General features: G+C 72.5%; 21 protein-coding genes. 17 read left to right on the forward strand and 4 right to left on the reverse strand.

What is annotated here, in order from left to right; translation table 11 throughout:
- Positions 1 to 67: 67 nt before the first annotated feature.
- From PSH03_RS32180 to PSH03_RS32195, 4 genes are all read left to right on the forward strand, one after another.
- Positions 68 to 1225, forward strand: coding sequence for a sensor histidine kinase (locus PSH03_RS32180; protein WP_238691305.1), 1158 nt, complete (start codon positions 68 to 70; stop codon positions 1223 to 1225).
- Positions 1222 to 1878, forward strand: a complete 657-nt coding sequence (locus tag PSH03_RS32185; protein WP_210784376.1) for a response regulator transcription factor — start codon at positions 1222 to 1224, stop codon at positions 1876 to 1878. The genes PSH03_RS32180 and PSH03_RS32185 overlap by 4 nt, the downstream gene beginning before the upstream one ends.
- 114 nt (positions 1879 to 1992) lie before the next feature.
- On the forward strand, positions 1993 to 3552 hold the full coding sequence (gene ffh, locus PSH03_RS32190) for a signal recognition particle protein (protein WP_238681251.1): 1560 nt from the start codon (positions 1993 to 1995) through the stop codon (positions 3550 to 3552).
- 65 nt (positions 3553 to 3617) lie between these two features.
- A complete protein-coding gene (locus PSH03_RS32195; protein WP_238691306.1) occupies positions 3618 to 4697 on the forward strand; it encodes an amidohydrolase family protein in 1080 nt (359 codons plus the stop codon).
- Between the two features lie 89 nt (positions 4698 to 4786).
- Here PSH03_RS32195 and PSH03_RS32200 read toward each other — a convergent pair whose 3' ends face one another.
- Complete coding sequence (locus PSH03_RS32200; protein ID WP_238691307.1) at positions 4787 to 5383, reverse strand: TetR/AcrR family transcriptional regulator; 597 nt, start codon at positions 5381 to 5383, stop codon at positions 4787 to 4789.
- A gap of 237 nt (positions 5384 to 5620) precedes the next feature.
- On the opposite strand from PSH03_RS32200, the gene proS reads away from it, so the two are divergent.
- From proS to PSH03_RS32260, 12 genes are all read left to right on the forward strand, one after another.
- Positions 5621 to 7027: a proline--tRNA ligase gene (gene proS / locus PSH03_RS32205; RefSeq protein WP_238691308.1), complete on the forward strand. Its 1407-nt coding sequence runs from the start codon at positions 5621 to 5623 to the stop codon at positions 7025 to 7027.
- Between the two features lie 49 nt (positions 7028 to 7076).
- The gene (locus PSH03_RS32210) at positions 7077 to 7697 is read left to right on the forward strand and encodes a ribonuclease FAU-1 family protein (protein WP_238691309.1); all 621 of its coding nucleotides are present in this window, start codon (positions 7077 to 7079) and stop codon (positions 7695 to 7697) included.
- Positions 7698 to 7926: 229 nt separating this feature from the next.
- Positions 7927 to 8457 carry a 30S ribosomal protein S16 gene (gene rpsP / locus PSH03_RS32215; protein ID WP_238691310.1) on the forward strand — a complete coding sequence of 177 codons (531 nt, stop codon included), beginning with the start codon at positions 7927 to 7929 and terminating at the stop codon, positions 8455 to 8457.
- Positions 8432 to 8692, forward strand: coding sequence for an RNA-binding protein (locus tag PSH03_RS32220; RefSeq protein WP_186718042.1), 261 nt, complete (start codon positions 8432 to 8434; stop codon positions 8690 to 8692). Before rpsP ends, PSH03_RS32220 begins: the two co-directional genes overlap by 26 nt.
- Complete coding sequence (gene rimM / locus PSH03_RS32225; protein WP_238691311.1) at positions 8692 to 9360, forward strand: ribosome maturation factor RimM; 669 nt, start codon at positions 8692 to 8694, stop codon at positions 9358 to 9360. Before PSH03_RS32220 ends, rimM begins: the two co-directional genes overlap by 1 nt.
- 11 nt (positions 9361 to 9371) lie before the next feature.
- A complete protein-coding gene (trmD, locus tag PSH03_RS32230; protein ID WP_112588424.1) occupies positions 9372 to 10145 on the forward strand; it encodes a tRNA (guanosine(37)-N1)-methyltransferase TrmD in 774 nt (257 codons plus the stop codon).
- A 143-nt stretch (positions 10146 to 10288) separates the two neighbouring features.
- On the forward strand, positions 10289 to 10645 hold the full coding sequence (rplS, locus tag PSH03_RS32235) for a 50S ribosomal protein L19 (protein WP_007456548.1): 357 nt from the start codon (positions 10289 to 10291) through the stop codon (positions 10643 to 10645).
- Between the two features lie 183 nt (positions 10646 to 10828).
- Complete coding sequence (lepB, locus tag PSH03_RS32240; RefSeq protein WP_210784368.1) at positions 10829 to 11698, forward strand: signal peptidase I; 870 nt, start codon at positions 10829 to 10831, stop codon at positions 11696 to 11698.
- A gap of 10 nt (positions 11699 to 11708) precedes the next feature.
- On the forward strand, positions 11709 to 12344 hold the full coding sequence (gene lepB, locus PSH03_RS32245; protein ID WP_210784367.1) for a signal peptidase I: 636 nt from the start codon (positions 11709 to 11711) through the stop codon (positions 12342 to 12344).
- Positions 12345 to 12391: 47 nt separating this feature from the next.
- A complete protein-coding gene (locus PSH03_RS32250) occupies positions 12392 to 12877 on the forward strand; it encodes an NUDIX hydrolase (RefSeq protein WP_210784366.1) in 486 nt (161 codons plus the stop codon).
- A complete protein-coding gene (locus tag PSH03_RS32255; RefSeq protein ID WP_210784365.1) occupies positions 12871 to 13683 on the forward strand; it encodes a ribonuclease HII in 813 nt (270 codons plus the stop codon). The genes PSH03_RS32250 and PSH03_RS32255 overlap by 7 nt, the downstream gene beginning before the upstream one ends.
- Positions 13680 to 14003 carry a DUF2469 domain-containing protein gene (locus PSH03_RS32260; protein ID WP_007075222.1) on the forward strand — a complete coding sequence of 108 codons (324 nt, stop codon included), beginning with the start codon at positions 13680 to 13682 and terminating at the stop codon, positions 14001 to 14003. Before PSH03_RS32255 ends, PSH03_RS32260 begins: the two co-directional genes overlap by 4 nt.
- Before the next feature lie 63 nt (positions 14004 to 14066).
- On the opposite strand, the gene PSH03_RS32265 is transcribed toward PSH03_RS32260, so the two are convergent.
- The gene (locus tag PSH03_RS32265; RefSeq protein WP_210784364.1) at positions 14067 to 15212 is read right to left on the reverse strand and encodes a sulfite oxidase; all 1146 of its coding nucleotides are present in this window, start codon (positions 15210 to 15212) and stop codon (positions 14067 to 14069) included.
- A 332-nt stretch (positions 15213 to 15544) separates the two neighbouring features.
- On the opposite strand from PSH03_RS32265, the gene PSH03_RS32270 reads away from it, so the two are divergent.
- Entirely contained in the window at positions 15545 to 16216 is a 672-nt protein-coding gene (locus tag PSH03_RS32270; RefSeq protein ID WP_372494952.1) for a murein hydrolase activator EnvC family protein, read from the forward strand.
- Here the strand turns inward: PSH03_RS32270 and PSH03_RS32275 are convergent.
- The gene (locus tag PSH03_RS32275; RefSeq protein WP_210784362.1) at positions 16150 to 17331 is read right to left on the reverse strand and encodes an aminotransferase class V-fold PLP-dependent enzyme; all 1182 of its coding nucleotides are present in this window, start codon (positions 17329 to 17331) and stop codon (positions 16150 to 16152) included. The two genes, PSH03_RS32270 and PSH03_RS32275, sit on opposite strands and share 67 nt — an antisense overlap.
- A gap of 74 nt (positions 17332 to 17405) precedes the next feature.
- Positions 17406 to 18458 (reverse strand): tyrosine recombinase XerC, encoded by a 1053-nt coding sequence (locus PSH03_RS32280; protein WP_238691312.1) that lies wholly within the window; start codon positions 18456 to 18458, stop codon positions 17406 to 17408.
- Between the last annotated feature and the right edge of the window lie 64 nt (positions 18459 to 18522).

Raw genomic sequence — 18522 nt, forward strand, 5'->3', positions numbered from 1 at the left:
AGGACGTAGTGGTGACGCCGCTCGCGAGCGCACGACGGTCCGGCTCGGCGCGGGCAGAATGACGACCATGCGACTCGGCGGGCAGGGGCGGCAGACGGTGAGCGATGCCGCGCTCGCCCTGGTGCTGCTCGGGTTCGGGTTGCTCGCTACCGGTCTGGCCGGGGACAACCAGCCGGGGTCGAGGCCGGTGGACGCCGCCAGTCGGGTGCTGATCGCCGTCGCCGCGCTCGCCCTGCTGGTCCGGCGGCGTGCTCCGGTCGCCGCCCTCGCCGTGGTCACCGTGGCCACCTCGACGTACCTGCTGATCGGCTACCCGTACGGGCCGATTCTGGTCACGTTCCTGGTCGCGGTCTACACCGTGGCCGTGTGGCTGCCGGTGCGACCGGCGGCGCTCGCCACCGGTGGCGCGTTCGCTCTGTTGTTGGCGCACGTCTTCTTCGGGCGGGGGCCGGCACCGGGTTGGACGGGAGTGCTGCCCGCGTCGGCCTGGGTGGTCGTACCGTTCGCGGTGGGGGTGGTGGTGCGGGTGAGCCGTGAGGCGACCGCGCGTACCCGTGCCGAAGAGGCCCGCGGCCGAGTTGAGCAGGCGCGACGGCAGGCCGACGAGGAGCGGCTGCGCATCGCGCAGGAGGTGCACGACGTGGTGGGGCACGGGTTGGCCGCGATCAGCATGCAGGCGGAGATCGCCCTGCACCTGCTGCCGAAGCGGCCGGAACAGGCGGAGGTGGCGCTGACCGCGATCAGCCGGACCAGCCGCGAGGCGCTGGACGAGCTGCGGGTCACCCTGGGCGCGGTGCGGCGGGGTGCCGAGCGCGAACCGGTACCCGGCCTGGCCCGGCTCCCCGCGCTGCGCGACCGGCTTGCCGGGGCGGGGCTCGCCGTCGAGGTGCGCGTGGTCGGCGACCCCCGGGAGGTGCCGGCCGCTGTCGACCTGGCCGCGTACCGGGTGGTGCAGGAGGCGTTGACAAACGTGCTGCGTCACGCGGGGGTGGCGAGCGCGGAGGTGACAGTGGACTACCGCGTCGACGAGGTGACCGTCGAGGTCACCGACCGGGGGGCGGGTGCCGGCCGCGCCGGGACGGCTCCGGCCGACGATCAGGGTGGCCACGGTCTGGCCGGGATGCGCGAGCGGGTCGCGGCGCTGGGCGGGCGGTTGACCACCGGGCCGCGCGCCGGGGGCGGGTTCCGGGTGTACGCCGGGCTGCCCGTGGAGCCGACGACGTGATCCGGGTGCTGATCGCCGACGACCAGGACCTGGTCCGGCTCGGGCTGCGCGCGCTGGTGGAGAGCGAGGACGACCTGGCGCTGGCCGGCGAGGCGTCCGACGGGCTGCGGGCGGTCGAGTTGGCCCGCCGGGAACGGCCGGACGTGGTGCTGATGGACATCCGGATGCCCGGCATCGACGGCATCGAGGCGACCCGCCGTATCGTCGCCGACCCCGATCTGACCGGCACGCGGGTGGTGGTGCTCACCACCTTCGAGCTGGACGAGTACGTCTTCGACGCGCTGCGGCACGGTGCGAGCGGTTTCCTCACCAAGGACACCAGGCCGGCTGAGCTGCTGCGCGCGATCCGGCTCGTCGCCGAGGGGGAGGCGCTGCTGTCGCCGTCGGTGACCCGTCGGGTGGTGCGGGAGTTCGCCATTCGGCCGTCCCGGGTGCTTCGTCCGCATCCTCGGCTGGAGGCGCTGACCGATCGGGAGCGTCAGGTCGTCGGTCTGGTCGGTGAGGGCCTGAACAACGAGGAGATCGCCGCACAGTTGGTGGTCAGCCCGGCGACCGCGCGGACCCACGTCAGCCGGGCGATGGGCAAGCTGGGAGCCCGGGACCGGGCCCAGCTCGTCGTGTTCGCGTACCAGTCGGGGTTGGTGTCGGGGTGAGGCCCAGGCCGGGCGACAGCGGCCCTACGGTCGGGCGGTTACCCTAGCGGTGGCCGGACTCCGCAGTGCCGGCCGCGTTGTGCCCGCCGGAACACTGACAAACGGGATGTTCGCGTGTTTGACACCTTGAGTGACCGCCTGTCCGGGATCTTCACCAAGCTCCGCGGCAAGGGGCGGCTCACCGACGCCGACATCGACGCCACCGCGCGCGAGATCCGCCTCGCGCTGCTGGAGGCGGACGTCGCGCTGCCGGTGGTCAAGGGGTTCATCGCGGCCGTCAAGGAGCGGGCCCGCAGCTCCGAGGTCTCCCAGGCGCTGAACCCGGCCCAGCAGATCATCAAGATTGTCAACGAAGAGCTGATCAAGGTGCTCGGCGGCGAGGGGCGACGGCTCCAGTTCGCCAAGCAGCCGCCGACGGTGATCATGTTGGCCGGCCTGCAGGGTTCCGGTAAGACGACCCTCGCCGGCAAGCTGGCCCGCTGGCTCAAGGGGCAGGGGCACCAGCCGCTGCTCGTCGCCGCCGACCTCCAGCGCCCCAACGCCGTCGGGCAGCTCCAGGTGCTCGGTGGCCGGGCCGGCGTCGAGGTGTACGCCCCGGAGCCCGGCAACGGCACCGGTGACCCGGTGCAGGTGGCCCGCGCGTCGATCGAGCACGCGAAGCGCGCCGCACGCGACATCGTCATCGTCGACACCGCCGGCCGGCTCGGCATCGACGCCGAGATGATGCAGCAGGCCGCCGACATCCGCGACGCCGTCTCGCCGGACGAGGTCATCTTCGTCATCGACGCGATGGTCGGTCAGGACGCCGTCCGCACCGCCGAGGCGTTCCGCGACGGCGTCGGCATCACCGGTGTGGTGCTCTCCAAGCTCGACGGCGACGCCCGTGGTGGTGCCGCGCTGTCGGTCCGCGAGGTCACCGGGCAGCCGATCCTGTTCGCCAGCACCGGTGAGAAGCTGGAGGACTTCGACGTCTTCCACCCCGACCGGATGGCCAGCCGGATCCTCGGCATGGGCGACGTCCTCACTCTGATCGAGCAGGCCGAGCAGGCCTTCGACTCCGATCAGAAGGAGAAGATGACCGCCAAGCTGATGGGCGGTGAGCAGTTCACCCTGGACGACTTCCTCGACCAGCTCATCGCGGTGCGGCGGATGGGCCCGATCGCCAACGTGCTGGCCATGATGCCCGGCATGGGGCAGATGAAGGACCAGCTCGCCGAGCTGGACGACAGCCACTTCGACCGGGTCACCGCGATCATCCGGTCGATGACCCCGGGCGAGCGCACCAACCCGAAGATCATCAACGGTTCCCGCCGGGCGCGCATCGCCAACGGCTCCGGGGTCACCGTGATGGACGTCAACCAGCTGCTCAACCGCTTCGCCGACGCGCAGAAGATGATGAAGCAGATGGGCGGCATGATGGGCCTGCCCGGCGGCGGCCGCCGCAAGGCGACCAAGTCGCCGAAGAACAAGCGCAAGGGCACCAAGGGTGGCGGTCGTCCGCGTACCGGCGCCGGCGCCGGGATGCCCGCGGGCTTCCCGGGTGGCATGCCGCAGCTCCCGCCGGGGATGGACCCGAACGACCTCGCTGGCGGCCAGGGCCTGCCGCCCGGCTTCAAGCTCCCGAAGATCGACTTCAACAAGCTCGGCAAGGGTGGCGACAACCGCCCCCGCTGACCTCTGTGCGGGTCGAGGACGACCTGCTCGCCCCCGACGGGGAGTGATCGGGTAGGACTGTGCGCATGGCTCAACATGTGCGCGGCGTGCTGCTTCCCGACGACGAGGTACGGGATCTCTGGCTGGTCGGCGACCGGGTGACCTTCACCCCGGTGCCCGGTGCGGAGACCGTCGTCGACGGCGGTTTCGTGCTGCCGGGGCTTGTCGACGCGCACTGCCACATCGGCATCGCCCGAGGTGGCGCCCCGATCACCTCGCTCGACCAGGCCCGCGCGTTGGCCCACGTCGACCGGGACGCCGGGGTGCTGGCGATCCGGGACGCCGGCTCGCCGTACCCGTACCCCGAACTCGACGACGAGCCGGGCCTGCCGCGACTGGCCCGCGCGGGCCAGCATGTCGCGCCGCCGAAGCGCTACCTGCGCGACATCGGCGTGGAGGTCGACGCGACCGAGGTGGCCGCCACTGTGGCCGCGCAGGCGCGGGCCGGCAACGGCTGGGTCAAGCTGGTCGGCGACTGGATCGACCGGGGCGTCGGTGACCTGGCGCCGGCCTGGGACGCGGACACCCTGACCGCCGCCGTGCGGGCGGCGCACGACGCCGGGGTACGCGCCGCGGTGCACACCTTCTCCGAGTCGGCCGTCGAGATCATGGTGCGCGCCGGGGTGGACTCGGTGGAGCACGGCACCGGGCTCAGCCTCGACCTGATCGACGAGATGGCCCGCCAGGGCACCGCCCTGGTCCCCACAATGATCAACATCGCCACCTTCGGGGGCATCGCCGAGCAGGCACGGGGCAAGTTCCCCGGGTACGCCGACCACATGCTCGCGCTGCGCGACGGCTTCCCCGAGGTGGTGCGTGCCGCGTACGAGGCTGGGGTGCCCATCTACGTGGGCACCGACGCCGGTGGCGGCATCGATCACGGGCTGGCCGCCGAGGAGATGCTGCTGCTGCACGAACGGGCCGGAATGGCGCCCATCGACGTCCTCGCCGCCGCCTCCTGGGGCGCCCGCGCGTGGCTCGGCTTCACCGGCCTGGTCGAAGGCGGCCTCGCCGACCTGACCGTCTACCCCGAAGACCCCCGTAGTGACCTGCGCGTCGTCCGTGCCCCGTCCCGCACGATCCTCCGCGGCCGCGTCGTCCGCTAACCCCGAGAGCGTCGCCCCGGCGCGCCGCACCGCCGCGCCGGGCTGTTCCGGGCCGTGCGCGGCGTCGGCGGGTGGGCGGGTGCGCGGCGTCAGGGGGCTGGGCGGGCGGCGGCGCTGAAGAGGCGTACGGCGAGGTCGGCGAGGGCCGCGGCGGTCTGCTGGATCGGTTCACGGGGGAGCACGATGTGGCTGACCACCAGGCGGACGATGGTGTCGGCGGCGAAGGTCAGCGCGGCGTGATTCGCTCCCGGCAGGTGGTCGCCGGCCCAGTCGATCAGAGCGCCGGACGCCTCGGTGAGCACCACCTCGGCGCGGGTGGTGAGGTACGGCAGCAGCTCGTCCGAGCCGCCCCGGGCACTGGTCAGGATCGCCTTGATCAGCGGATTCTCCGCAGCCGTGGTGAGGGTGTGCGCAATGGCCGCGTACGCGCCGGCCCGTACGTCGGTGCCGTGGGCGAGCAGAGCGGCCCGGACGGCGCCGACGAACCGGTCCACCTCGGCGCGGGCGAGCGCCTCGGCCAGCCCTGCCTTGCTGCCGAACTCGTTGTAGACGGTCTGTCGGCTCACCCCGGCGGCGTTCGCGACGGCACCCATCCGGACGCCGTCCCATCCGGTCGCGACTGTCAACGCCCGGGCGGCGTCGACGATGCCGGCCCGTACCGGGGTGGGGCCCCTCTGCTCAATCATGATGGTCGAAGTGTAGGCCGGCGTGTCGGCCGGACCGGTCGACGATCGGGCTGGTCGGCTGGCGGTGTCGGGTCACCCAGCGCACCCGGTTCGCGGCCGGGTGCGCCAGATCGGGGGTTCGGGGTCGGGGGTGGGAGCCGCTCCGGCGTGCCGATCGAGGAAGGTCTTGACGGCGGACGCCAACGATGCCGCGCCCGAGCGCACCGCCCTGACGGGCGGCGCATAGGATGTGCGGTCATGGCACGCGTGCTCACTCCCCGTGCGGAGGATTTCCCCCGCTGGTACCAGGACCTGATCGCCAAGGCGAAGCTGGCCGACAACGGCCCGGTTCGCGGCACCATGGTCATCCGACCGGCCGCCTACGCGATCTGGGAGCGTATGCAGGCTGAGATGGACGTTCGGATCAAGGCGGCGGGTGCGGAGAACGCGTACTTCCCGCTGTTCATCCCCGAGAGCTACCTCAAGCGCGAGGCGCAGCACGTCGAGGGCTTCTCGCCGGAGTTGGCGGTCGTCACTCACGGTGGTGGCAAGCCCCTGGCCGAGCCGGTGGTGGTGCGCCCGACGAGCGAGACGGTCATCGGCGAGTTCATGGCCAAGTGGATCGACTCGTACCGGGACCTGCCGCTGCTGCTCAACCAGTGGGCGAACGTGGTCCGGTGGGAGCTCCGTCCGCGGATCTTCCTGCGTACCAGCGAGTTCCTCTGGCAGGAGGGGCACACCGCGCACGCCACCCGTGAGGACGCCCGGGCGTACGCGCGGCGGATCCTGCACGAGGCGTACGAGGACCTGATGGTCAACGTGATCGGCATTCCGGTCGTGGTCGGCCTGAAGACGACGCGCGAGCGCTTCGCCGGCGCGACGGCCACGTACACCTGCGAAGGCATGATGGGCGACGGCAAGGCGTTGCAGCTGGGCACCAGCCACGAGCTGGGCCAGAACTTCGCCAAGGCGTTCGACATCAGCTACTCCTCCAAGGAGGGCGGCCGGGAGCACGCCTGGACCACCTCCTGGGGCACGTCCACCCGGATGCTCGGCGGCCTGATCATGGCGCACGGCGACGACAACGGCCTGCGCGTGCCGCCGAGGCTCGCGCCGATCCAGGCGTACGTCATGATCGTGAAGGACGGCGACGGCGTCGGCGAGGCGGCGGCCAAGCTGCGCGACGGCCTGCGCGACGCCGGTGTCCGGGTCGCGCTCGACGACCGGACCGACACCCCGTTCGGCCGCCGGGCCGTCGACGCCGAGCTGCGTGGCTATCCGGTACGCGTCGAGGTCGGCCCCCGTGACCTGGCCGTGGGCAACGCGACGGTGGTGCGTCGGACCGACGGCTCCAAGACCCCGACGCCGGTGGCGGACGTGGTCACCGCGGTGCTGGCCGCCCTCGAGACCGACCAGCAGGTGCTGCACGACCAGGCGCTGGCCAACCGCGAGTCGCGCACCGTGGAGGTGGCCACCCTGGCCGAGGCGATCGAGGCCGCCGCGACCGGCTGGGCGCGGGTGCCGTGGTCGGCGGTCGGCGTGGCCGGCGAGGCGGAGGCGAACGGTCAGGGCGTCACGGTGCGCTGCCTGCTGCGCGCCGACGGCTCGGTACCGGACTCGGAGGACGAGCCGGATCTGGTCGCCATCCTCGCCCGCGCCTACTGAGGTGCGGCCGGGCAACCCCGTCGACCGGTTCGAGCCGGGTCGGCTGATCATGCATCGGAACGTGCGGCACGGCCGGATCGGGTGGGTCCGGCCGGCCCGCGTGGTCAGCGACGACGATCGAGGGTTGTTGGTCTGGATCGCCCGGGACTCGCCGGTGGCCCACGAGGTGACCGAGGCCGGGCTGGGGATGCGGGCGATGCCGTTCGCCGAGTGGATCTCGTCGACGTACCGGTTGGCGGAGGGTCGCTGGGACGGCCCGCCGCTGTTGAAGTTCCTGCCCACGGGGGCGGCGCACTCCGTCTGGTGGTTCCGGGACGCCCAGGGCCGGTTCGCCCACTGGTACGTCAACCTCGAGGAGGCCGGTGTCCGCTGGGACGACGGCCTGGCGGCCGGCGTCGACGTGGTGGACCAGGACCTGGACGTGGTGGTGTGGCCGGACCGCAGCTGGGAGTGGAAGGACGAGGGCGAGTTCGTCGAGCGGCTCGCCTTCGGCACCGACTACTGGGTGACCGACGAGAAGGCGGTCCGCGCCGAGGGGGAGCGGGTGATCGCGCTCGCCGAGGCCGGCGAGTTCCCCTTCGATGGCACCTGGTGTGACTTCACACCCCCACCAGAGTGGGGCATACCGAACAAATTGCCGCCTGGATGGGATCGTCCACCGGTGCGCTGAGCGGTATCCCCGGTCACCGACAACGCGGTGTACGGGTCCGGTGCGGGAGATCGGCAGCGGATCTGGCAGAATAGGTCGCTGGTATCCGGCGCGCGTCCGGCGCCCTCTAACCCGGGCACGTCGCCAGTCCACCGAGTAGTCTCCGGCCCAACCCCACGGGTCCGGTCGGCGCTCACCCATGCACACCGCCCGCCTGGGCCGGTGAGATCGCAACAGGAGCGAAACAACTGTGGCCGTAAAGATCCGGCTCCTGCGGATGGGCAAGATCCGCAACCCGCAGTACCGCATCGTCATCGCCGACTCGCGCACCAAGCGCGACGGTCGGGCGATCGAGTTCGTCGGGGTTTACCAGCCCAAGGAAGACCCCTCGATCATCGAGGTCAAGTCGGAGCGGGTCCAGTACTGGCTGTCCGTCGGCGCTCAGCCGAGCGAGGCGGTGCAGCGGCTGCTGGAGCTGACCGGTGACTGGCAGAAGTACAAGGGCCTGCCGGCCCCGCCGCCGCTGCTGGTCGCCCCCGAGCGGGCCGACCGCAAGGCGGCGTACGAGGCTGAGGCGAAGGCCGCCGCCGGGCTCGCCCCGGAGACCCCGGCCAAGCCGGCCAAGAAGGCCGCCAAGGCTGCCGAGGCTCCGAAGACCGAGGCTCCGAAGACCGAGGCTCCGAAGACCGAGGCTCCGGCTGAGGCTCCGGCCGCCGAGGCGCCGAAGACCGAGGCTCCGGCCGAGGCCCCGGCCGCTGCCGACGCCGGTGAGCAGGCCTGACATGCCACTGCGTCCGGCGTTGGAGCACCTGGTCAAGGGCATCGTCGACCACCCGGACGACGTCCGGGTGAGGCTTGTCGATTCCCGTCGGGGCAAGCGGCTCGAAGTCCGCGTGCACCCCGAGGACCTCGGCACTGTGATCGGGCGGTCCGGCCGGACCGCCAAGGCGCTGCGCCAGGTGATCGGCTCCATCGGCGGCCGCGGAGTTCGCGTCGACATCGTCGACTCGTACTGATGCAGCTCGTCGTCGGCAGGATCGGCAAGCCGCACGGTGTCCGCGGTGAGGTCACCGTGGAAGTGCGGACCGACGAGCCCGAGGCACGGTTCGCCCCCGGCACGGTGCTGCGCACCGAGCCGGGGGCGACGCCCCCGACTGCGTCCCCGCGCAGCAGCGGTGTGCTGCGCACCGAGCCGGGGGCGACGCCCCCGACTGCGTCCCCGCGCAGCAGCGGTGTGCTGCGCACCGAGCCGGGGGCGGCACCCCCGCCAGCCAGCGATGAGCCCGGGGTGCCGTTCCGGGTTCCCGCCGAGCTGACCATCGAGGAATCCCGCTTCCACCAGGGTCGGGTGCTGATCGCGTTCGAGGGCATCCCGGACCGCAACACCGCCGAGGCGCTACGCGGAACGCTGCTCGTGGTGGACAGCGCCGACGTGACCCCACCGGACGACCCGGAGGAGTTCCACGACCACCAGCTGGTCGGGTTGGCCGTGGTGACCCCGGCCGGCGAACGCCTGGGCGAGGTCGCCCGCATCGACCACGCGCCCTCGTCCGACCTGCTGGTGCTGCGACGCCCCGAGGGGCGTACCGCGTTGATCCCGTTCGTCCGGGCGATCGTTCCGGAGGTCGACCTGGCCGGCGGACGTGTGATCGTCGACCCGCCAGCCGGACTGCTCGACCTTTAGGACCAGCCCGCATGCGCGTCGACGTCGTGTCGATCTTTCCGGAGTACTTCGCCCCGCTGGACCTGTCGCTGATCGGACGGGCGCGGGCCAACGGCGTACTCCAACTCGCCGTGCACGACCTGCGGACCTGGACCCACGACGTGCACCGCACCGTCGACGACACCCCCTACGGTGGCGGGCCGGGAATGGTGATGCGCCCCGAGCCGTGGGGGGAGGCACTGGACGCCCTCGCGCCGCTCGACGCTCCGCCGCCACGGCTGCTGGTGCCGTCGCCGGCCGGTGCCCCCTTCACCCAGGCCATGGCGTACGAGCTCGCGGCCGAGTCGCATCTGCTCTTCGCCTGCGGCCGTTACGAGGGGATCGACCAGCGGGTCCTGGCGCACGCCGCCACCCGGATGCCGGTCACCGAGGTGTCGCTCGGTGACTACGTGCTCTTCGGCGGCGAGGTCGCGGTCCTGGTGATGCTGGAGGCGGTCACCCGGCTGCTGCCGGGGGTGCTGGGCAACGCGGGCTCGTTGGACGAGGAGTCGCACGCGCACGGGCTGCTGGAGGCGCCGATCTACACGAAGCCGCCGAGTTGGCGTGGGCACGACGTGCCGGAGGTGCTCCGCTCCGGTGACCACGGCAAGATCGCCCGCTGGCGGCGCGAGGAGGGTCTGCTGCGCACGGCCGCCCGCCGGCCGGACCTGCTGGCCGCGTTGCCGGCCGACCGGCTCGACAAACGGGACATCGCGGCCCTGGACCAGGCCGGATTTCAACCTCCACCGGGGGATGTGGCAAAGTAGGGGGGTTGCCGCATCCGTCCGCGCCCGCGGTCGGCTGCGAGGATCCCCGACCGGGGTCGGTCCGCCGATCACCACCCGGGAATCAGAATCACCCACCCGCGCACCGAGTGACGGTGCGCCGTGAGCCTTACGAGGACGCAGCGATGAACATCCTGGACGCCCTTGACGCCCAGTCGAAGCGGACCGACCTTCCCGACTTCCGGGCCGGTGACACCGTCAAGGTGCACGCCCGCGTCGTCGAGGGCAACCGGTCCCGTGTCCAGATCTTCCAGGGCGTCGTGATCCGCCGCCAGGGTGACGGTCTGCGCGAGACCTTCTCGGTCCGCAAGGTCAGCTTCGGTGTCGGCGTCGAGCGGACCTACCCGCTCAACGGCCCGGGCATCGACCGGATCGAGATCGTGACCCGCGGTGACGTGCGTCGCGCCAAGCTCTACTACCTGCGCGAGCTGCGCGGCAAGAAGGCCAAGATCAAGGAGAAGCGGGAGAAGCAGCCCAGCTGACTTCCCGCTCGCCACGCCGCCCGAGCTGCGCGTATGCCGTACCGACCAGAGCGCACTACCCTGGTCGATACGGGCGCAGCGAGGCAGCGGTCCCGCCCAGGTGGCGGGTAGTTGTCCACTACCGCCCGTGGAGCCTCGACGAGGCTCCCGGGCGGTGGTGTTTTCTGCGGACCGGGGAGTGGCGTGGTGCAGACGCTTGACGAGGACGGCACCGTCGATCCGTGGCGCCGACGGGCTCGCCGCACCCGCCGGCAGATGCCTCTCTGGCAGGAGTTGCCGCTGCTGCTGGTGGTCGCGTTCTGCCTCGCGGTGCTGATCCGCACCTTCCTGCTCCAGGCGTTCTTCATTCCGTCCGGCTCGATGGAGGACACCCTCCTCGTCGGTGACCGGGTGCTGGTCAACAAGGTCGTCTACGACGTTCGTGACCCGCTGCGCGGCGAGGTGGTGGTCTTCCGGGGCACCGACCGCTGGGCGCCGCAGGTCGACGAGCAGCCGAAGCCCGGCGTCGGCGGCCGGCTCGCCCGCACCGTCGGCGACCTGGTCGGGGTGAGCCGCCCCGGCGAGAAGGACTTCATCAAGCGGGTGATCGGTCTCCCCGGTGACCGGGTCGAGTGCTGCGACAGTCAGGGTCGGGTGACAGTCAACGGCACGCCGCTCAACGAGTCGTACGTCCTGCGGGACTCACCCCTGGACCTGCCACCCAACCCGGCGGAGTGTCGCTCCCGGCGCTTCGACGAGATCGTCGTGCCACCCGGTCAGCTCTTCGTGATGGGTGACCACCGCGAGGTCTCCCAGGACGCGCGTTGCCAGGGGCCGGTGCCGATCGACAACGTGGTCGGCCGGGCCTTCATGGTGGTCTGGCCGTCGTCGCGGTGGAGCGCGCTGTCGGTGCCGTCGACGTTCGAGGACGTCTCCGGGCCAGCCACGGCGTCCCCCGGTGCGACTCCGGCGCGACCGACTCCGCAGGGCGGTGTGCTGCTGATGCTTCCGTTGGCAGTCGCACTAGGCGGTTCCCGCGCGTTCCGGACGGTGCCGTCCAGCCGGGCAACGTAGGCTCCTTGGCGTGATTGACGAGCAGACCGACAAGCCGCGCAGCTCCTTCTGGAAGGAGCTGCCGATCCTGCTGGGTGTGGCGATCCTGGTCGCGGTGCTGGTCCGCGCCTTCGTGCTGCAGACCTTCTTCATCCCCTCCCCGTCCATGGAGAACACTCTCAAGATCGATGACCGGGTGCTGGTCAACAAGCTGGTCTACGACTTCCGGTCACCGCACCGCGGCGAGGTGATCGTGTTCAAGGCTCCGACCGCGTGGAGCGGTAACCCCGACGGTGAGGACTTCATCAAGCGGGTGATCGGCATCCCCGGCGACCACGTGGTCTGCTGCGACCCCGAGGAACGGCTGATGATCAACGGCAAGTCGCTGGACGAGCCGTACATCTTCTCCATGGACGGGATTCGCGACAAGGCCGCCGACCAGGAGTTCGACATCACCGTGCCGGAGGGCCGGCTGTGGGTGATGGGCGACCACCGGTCGGCCTCCGGCGACTCACTGGAGCACTGGCAGCAGTCCCAGCAGAACATCACCGAGGCCACCATCCCCGAGGACGACGTGGTCGGGCGGGCGTTCACAGTCTTCTGGCCGGTCAACCGGGCCACCTGGCTGACGGTGCCCGACGGGTTCGACGGCATTCCCAAACCGTAGGCCGACGGGGCGTGGGCGATCCGTCCTCGGTCTGGCAGGCTGGTGCGGTGACCGTCTACACCCCTCGACGCGCGGCCCGCGTGCTGCTCGTCGACGCGGCCGGCCGGGTCCTGCTGTTCGAGGGCTTCGACCCGGCCCGACCCGGGCACCGATACTGGTTCACCCCCGGCGGTGGGCTCGATCCGTCGGAGTCCCCGGCGGCGGGCGCGGCCCGGGAGTTGGCCGAGGAGACCGGCCTGCGGCTCGACCCGGCCCAGTTGGGCGAGCCGGTCTGGTCCGACGCGACCGAGTTCTCCTTCGACGGCATCTGGTACCGCCAGGAGCAGGATTTCTTCCTCTTCCAGGTGGACTCCTGGCGGGTGGACACCACGGGCTTCAACGACATCGAGCGACGCAGCATCGCCGACCACCGCTGGTGGGTTCCGGACGAGTTGGCGGCCAGCGGTGACCGGTTCTACCCGCCCGAACTGCCCGCCCTGCTGACCCGGCTGGGGCAGTCGACCGCCGCCGGCCAGGGCGAGGCGTCGTGCTGACCCCGCCGCGCACCGTGGTGCGCCGCGAGGCCGGCCTGTACGCCCTGGAGCGGGCGTTGCAGCGGCGTGGCTTCCGGCACGTCGCCGGCGCCGACGAGGCGGGCCGGGGGGCGTGTGCCGGTCCGCTGGTCGCCGCCGCGGCGGTGCTGCCCGAGGGGCGACGCGGCGAGATCGAGGGGCTGGCCGACTCGAAGCTGCTCACCCCGGCCAGCCGGGAACGGGTGTACGCGGAGGTCGTGGACCGGGCGCTCGCGTACGCCGTGGTGGTCATCCCGGCCGAGGAGGTCGACGCCCGGGGTCTGCACGTGTGCAACCTGGCCGCGATGCGCCGGGCGCTCGCCTCGCTCACCACCCGCCCGGAGTACGTGCTGACCGACGGGTTCGGCGTGGACGGCCTGGGTGTGCCCGGGCTGGCGGTGTGGAAGGGCGACCGGGTGGCCGCGTGTGTGGCGGCGGCCAGTGTGCTGGCCAAGGTCACCCGGGACCGGCTCATGGTGGAGTTGGACGGGGTGTTCCCGGCGTACGGCTTCGCCGAGCACAAGGGCTACATCACCCCGGAGCACTCGGCGGCGCTGCGGGAGCACGGGCCGTGCCGGGAGCACCGGTTCTCGTACGTCAATGTCGCAGCGGTCTCCGGCCGCGACGGCCGGCCGCCGCGCGCCCGACGGCCCGGCGGCCACGGCTCGGATGAGCCGATGGAGCGCTCGTGGGCGTCAGGGGGTACCGTCGGCGTGGCGTTGGGCGAGCAGCCTCGGCCTCCGACGCCGGTGGGGGAAGATGTGGCCATGGAAGGCGGAGTGCGATGAGCGCGGAAGATCTCGAGAAGTACGAGACCGAGATGGAGCTGCAGCTCTACCGGGAGTACCGCGACATTGTCCGCCAATTCTCCTACGTGGTGGAGACGGAGCGTCGGTTCTACCTGGCCAACCAGGTCGACCTGCACGTGCGTAACTCCGACGGCGAGGTCTACTTCGAGGTCGAGATGCACGACGCCTGGGTGTGGGACATGTACCGTCCCGCCCGCTTCGTGAAGAACGTCCGGGTGATGACCTTCAAGGACGTCAACGTCGAGGAGCTGGAGAAGCCCGACATCTCACTGCCCGCCGACTCCGGCTTCGGCGGCTGAGCGCACCCGAGCCGCCGGGCCGTGCCACGGGTCCCCCATCCGTGGCGTGACCCCCGCCGCCGATCACTCGGCCGGCACCACGACCTCGACCCGCTGCACCATGTTGTTGGCGAAGCCACCACGGTTCCACTGTTGCTCGACCGGCTGGGTCCGCCCGGACGCGTCGGTCGCCCGCGCGCCGAGCACGTACCGGCAGCCGGGGGTAGCCACCCACTCGTGCCGCCAGCGCCGCCAGGCGAAGTCCCCCGCGTTCGCCGGGTCCAGCTCGGCCGGCGCCCAGCTCTGCCCGCCGTCGGTGGTCACCTCCACAGCGACCACCGGGGCGTGCCCCGACCAGGCCCGACCATCCAGCGTGCACGGGCCGGGTCGCAGCACCCGACGGCGGGACATGAAGTCCGGGAAGCCGGGCGGGCGGACCAGCGCCCGCGGCTCGATGCGGGTGACCGGCACACCCGGGTCGGCGGCGTCGCGGCGTACCCGGTAGGCCACCGCGTTCTGGTACCCCTCGAACGGCTCGGTCCGCAGCTCGATCGAGTGGACCCACTTCACGTGCGCCATGCCGTACCAGCCCGGCACGATCAGCCGCAGCGGCGCACCGTGCTGCGGCAGCAGGGGAGCGCCGTTCATCTCGTACGCCAGCAGCACCTCCTCGCGCAGCGCGTCGGCGACCGGAAGCGCCCGCTGGTAGTCCTGCTCGATCCCACGTTCCACACCGTGATCGGCCCCGGTGAAGACCACGTCCACCGCGTCCGGGTCGACGCCCGCCTCCCGCAGCAGCGGAGCGAGGGGAGTGCCGGTCCACTCCGCGTTGCCGACCGCCTCGACAAGCCAGGGCTGGCTGACCGGCCGGGGGTGCAGCAGGGCCCGCCCGTTGCCGGCGCACTCCAGTGTCACCTGCCGGGTGACGCGGGGCCGTTCGCGCAGGTCGGCGAGGGTGACCGTCAACGGACGGTCCACCGCGCCGCCGATGGTCAACGTGTGCGCCGCCGGGTCGAGCTCCGGGATGTCGTAGTGGATGAGCAGGTAGTGCAGCCCGGCCGGGGTGACGTCGTAGCGCAGCGCCTCCAGCGGGATGCCGTGGTTGCGGGCCGCGAGCTGCAACTCCTCGGCGCTGATCGTCTCCTCCGGCTCCGCGAGCCGGGACGGGCCGCTCACCTCGGCCACCGTGGGCCCGGTGGGGGACGACGTCCGGTCATCGAGAGTGGTCATGCGGCCTCCCCGGTACAGACGGCGGCACCCGCCGTACGCGGCCCAGCCTAGGCCCTCGGTGGCGGCCCGAAAACGGCACCGGAGGTACGGCCAGTGCTCGCGCGGCGGGCCGTGGACAGCGTCCCGCCGTCGGGGGCATAGCAGATCATCGAGGGCGTCGGGTGGTCGTCCACAGCACCTCCGGTTGTCCACAGCCCCGTCGGCCGGGCCGGCGGAGAACCCGACGTCGGCCGGAGGCTGCCGTCATGCGACAGCCATCCGTCCGTTCGATCCGCCGCACGGTGTTGCTCTGCGCCGCGCTCCCCCTCGCACTGACCGTCCAGCTCTGCGGGCTGGCGGTGCTGCTGGCGGCGGTGCCCGGCCAACCCCCGACCCCGACCGTGCCGGTCGCGGCCCTGGGGGAGCCGGTCGCCGACCCGACCGTGCCGGGCGCGGCCTTGGCCGTGCCGGTCGCCGACCCGCCGCCCGCCGGGCGGTTCCGCTGGCCGGTCGACGGGCCACCCCGTCCGGTGCGCCGGTTCGACAGGCCGCCGCGACCGTGGCTGCCCGGCCATCGCGGCGTCGACCTGGCCGCCCCGGCCGGAGCGGTGATCCGCAGCGCCGGGCCGGGCACAGTGCTCTTCGCCGGCCTGGTGGCCGGTCGACCGGTGGTCACCGTGGGGCACGCCGACGGGCTGCGGACCACCCACGAACCGGTCCAACCCGCCGTGCGCCCCGGTCAGCCGGTCACCGCCGGCGCGCCGCTGGGCGAACTGCTGCCCGGGCATCCGGGGTGCCCGGCCGAGGCGTGCCTGCACTGGGGCCTGCGTCGGGGTGATGAGTATCTCGACCCGCTGGCCCTGCTCGGCCTCGGCCCGGTGCGCCTACTCCCGGTCGCTCCGGTCTCGGTGTCCGCTCGCGGCCGGTCCGGTCCCGACGTCCGCTCCCACGCGGCGAGTCAGCGCTGGGCGAGCAGTGCCGGCAGCCGGGCGGCCAGCCGTTCGTACTCGTCGGCGGCGTTGTAGACCTGGCCGGTGAGCCGCAGCCACCCCCGGCCGCTCCAACTCATCACCGCCACCTCGGCGGCGAGCCGCTCACCGATCCGCGCCTGCAACGCCCGCGCCGCGTCGATAGTGGTGCCCGTGCCGGCCGGCAGCGGGATGAGGCGCAGCGCCACCCCCGGTCCGCCCGGGTCGGGCAGATCGGCGGGAGCCACCCCCAGAGCGTCCCCCACCACCCGCTGGCCGTACGCGGCGAGCGCCGCGTTGTGCGCCCGTACCCGGTCGACGCCGAGACTGCGCATCGTGAACAGGCCCGCCGGGGCGGCCAGCCAGGGCGTGTAGTCGAGCGTCGCCTGCCACTCGAGCCGGGCCGGGAAACCCGACTCCTGTTCCCAGGACACCACCAACGGCTCGATCCGGTCCCGCCACTGCGGTGCCACCGCCAGCAGGGCGGTCCCGCGCGGGGCGTACGCCCATTTGTGCAGGTTGCCCACCCAGAAGTCCGCGCCGATGCTGCCCACCGGGGTGGGCAGCATGCCCGGGGCGTGCGCGGCGTCCACCAGGACCGGCACGCCGTGCTCGTGGGCCACGCCGACGACGGCGGCGGTCGGAAAGAGCTTGGCGGTGGCCGAGGTGAGCTGGTCGACGACGAGCAGCCGGGTCCGCCCGGGGCGCAGGCCGGCGCGGACGCTCTGCACGATCTGCTCGTCGGTGGCGGCCAGGGGGATCGGCAGGACCCGGCTGACCGCTCCGGTGCGGCGGCACTCGCGCTGGATGGCAAGGCTCACCGCCCCGTACCCGTGGTCGGTGCTCAGCACCTCGTCGCCGGCCTGAAGGCCCACCGACTGGAGCACCACGGCGACGCCGGTGGTGGTGTTGCCCACCAGGGCGCTGCCGTCCGGGTCGGCGCCCAGGAACCCGGCGAGGTGCCGGCGGGTGTGCGCGATCCGGTCGACCAGCCCCTGGGTGAAGAAGCGCAGCGGGTTCGCCTCCATCTCGTCGCGCAGCCGCTGCTGGGCGCGCTGCACGCCGATCGGCACCGCGCCGAACGAGCCGTGGTTGAGGTGGCTGACCGCCGGGTCCAGGGAGAAGAGCAGGCGGGCGCCCGGGATCGGCTCAGGAGGATTCGGGACGCTCACTTGATGATCGTAACCGCCACGCTCGCGCCCTCCGGCCCTTGATCAGGCCCGCGGGTGCGCCTCGCGGTCCTTCATCAGGCGCGCGGGTGCGCCTGCCGGTACGCGGCACGCAGCCGCTCGACCGAGACGTGGGTGTAGATCTGCGTACTCGCCAGCGACGAGTGGCCGAGCAACTCCTGCACTGCGCGCAGGTCGGCGCCACCCTCCAGGAGATGGGTGGCCGCGGAGTGGCGCAGATCGTGCGGGCTGGTCCGGGGCAGCCCGGCGGTCTCGGCGTACGCACCGACGATCTGACGTGCGGTCGTCGGGTTGAGCCGACCACCCCGGGCACCCAGCAACAGCGCGTCGCCGGAGCGGGCGCCCACCATCACCGGGCGGCCCCGGCGCAGCCAGTCGTCCAACGCCCGCTGGGCGGGCACCCCGTACGGCACCGAGCGCTCCCGCCCGCCCTTGCCGAACACCCGGATCACCCGCCGGCCGTGGTCGACATCCCCGACGTCCAACCCGCACGCCTCGCTGACCCGTACGCCGGTGGCGTAGAGCAGCTCCAGCAGCACCCGGTCCCGTAGCGGCACCGCCTCGGCGGCTTCCGTTGCACCCGACGCCGGCCCGGCCGCCGTGTCCGTGGGCTCTGCGTCGGCGCCTGCCTGGTTGGTGAGCGTGGGATCCGTGCGCGCCGGGTTGGTGGGCGGTGCCTGCCGGGACGGTGCCTCGACCAGGGCGGCGGCCTGGTCGGCGCGCAGCACGCTGGGCAGCTCCCGGTGCGCGCGAGGGCTGGCCAGTGCGGCGCCCACGTCGGCGGGGAGCAGACCGGCCCGGTGTGCCCACGCGCTGAACGCCCGTGCCGACGCGGCCCGCCGGGCCAACGACGTGCGGGCCGCACCGGTCGTGCGCTGCTTCGCCAGCCAACTGCGCAGCACCGACAGGTCCAGCTCGGCGAGGTCGACGCAGCCCATCCGGACGGCGTGGTCGAGCAGCGAGACCAGATCGGTGACGTACGCGCGGACGGTGTGCGCCGACCGGTTGCGGACCCGGGACAGGTGCTCGGCGAAGTCGTCGACAGCGTCGCGCAACGCTGGCGGGAGTGCCTGGTGCATGGCCCGGGTGCCCCGGTCCGGTCGGCTCATCGTGGCCGCGCCGACGTACCGGCCGGTTCCTCGGCCCCGGCACCCTCACTGACGGCTGACACGG

The organism is Micromonospora salmantinae (genome assembly GCF_022230905.1).
Classification (GTDB): Bacteria; Actinomycetota; Actinomycetes; order Mycobacteriales; family Micromonosporaceae; genus Micromonospora; species Micromonospora salmantinae.

Excerpts from the sequence above, each read along its gene's own strand:
- PSH03_RS32200 (WP_238691307.1), bottom strand. The coding sequence starts at position 5,383 with ATGATTGAGCAGAGGGGCCCCACCCCGGTACGGGCCGGCATCGTCGAC.
- rimM (WP_238691311.1), top strand. The coding sequence starts at position 8,692 with ATGCAGCTCGTCGTCGGCAGGATCGGCAAGCCGCACGGTGTCCGCGGT.
- PSH03_RS32280 (WP_238691312.1), bottom strand. The coding sequence starts at position 18,458 with ATGAGCCGACCGGACCGGGGCACCCGGGCCATGCACCAGGCACTCCCG.
- PSH03_RS32180 (WP_238691305.1), top strand. The coding sequence starts at position 68 with ATGCGACTCGGCGGGCAGGGGCGGCAGACGGTGAGCGATGCCGCGCTC.
- PSH03_RS32195 (WP_238691306.1), top strand. The coding sequence starts at position 3,618 with ATGGCTCAACATGTGCGCGGCGTGCTGCTTCCCGACGACGAGGTACGG.
- rplS (WP_007456548.1), top strand. The coding sequence starts at position 10,289 with ATGAACATCCTGGACGCCCTTGACGCCCAGTCGAAGCGGACCGACCTT.
- PSH03_RS32260 (WP_007075222.1), top strand. The coding sequence starts at position 13,680 with ATGAGCGCGGAAGATCTCGAGAAGTACGAGACCGAGATGGAGCTGCAG.
- PSH03_RS32210 (WP_238691309.1), top strand. The coding sequence starts at position 7,077 with ATGCATCGGAACGTGCGGCACGGCCGGATCGGGTGGGTCCGGCCGGCC.
- proS (WP_238691308.1), top strand. The coding sequence starts at position 5,621 with ATGGCACGCGTGCTCACTCCCCGTGCGGAGGATTTCCCCCGCTGGTAC.
- trmD (WP_112588424.1), top strand. The coding sequence starts at position 9,372 with ATGCGCGTCGACGTCGTGTCGATCTTTCCGGAGTACTTCGCCCCGCTG.
- PSH03_RS32265 (WP_210784364.1), bottom strand. The coding sequence starts at position 15,212 with ATGACCACTCTCGATGACCGGACGTCGTCCCCCACCGGGCCCACGGTG.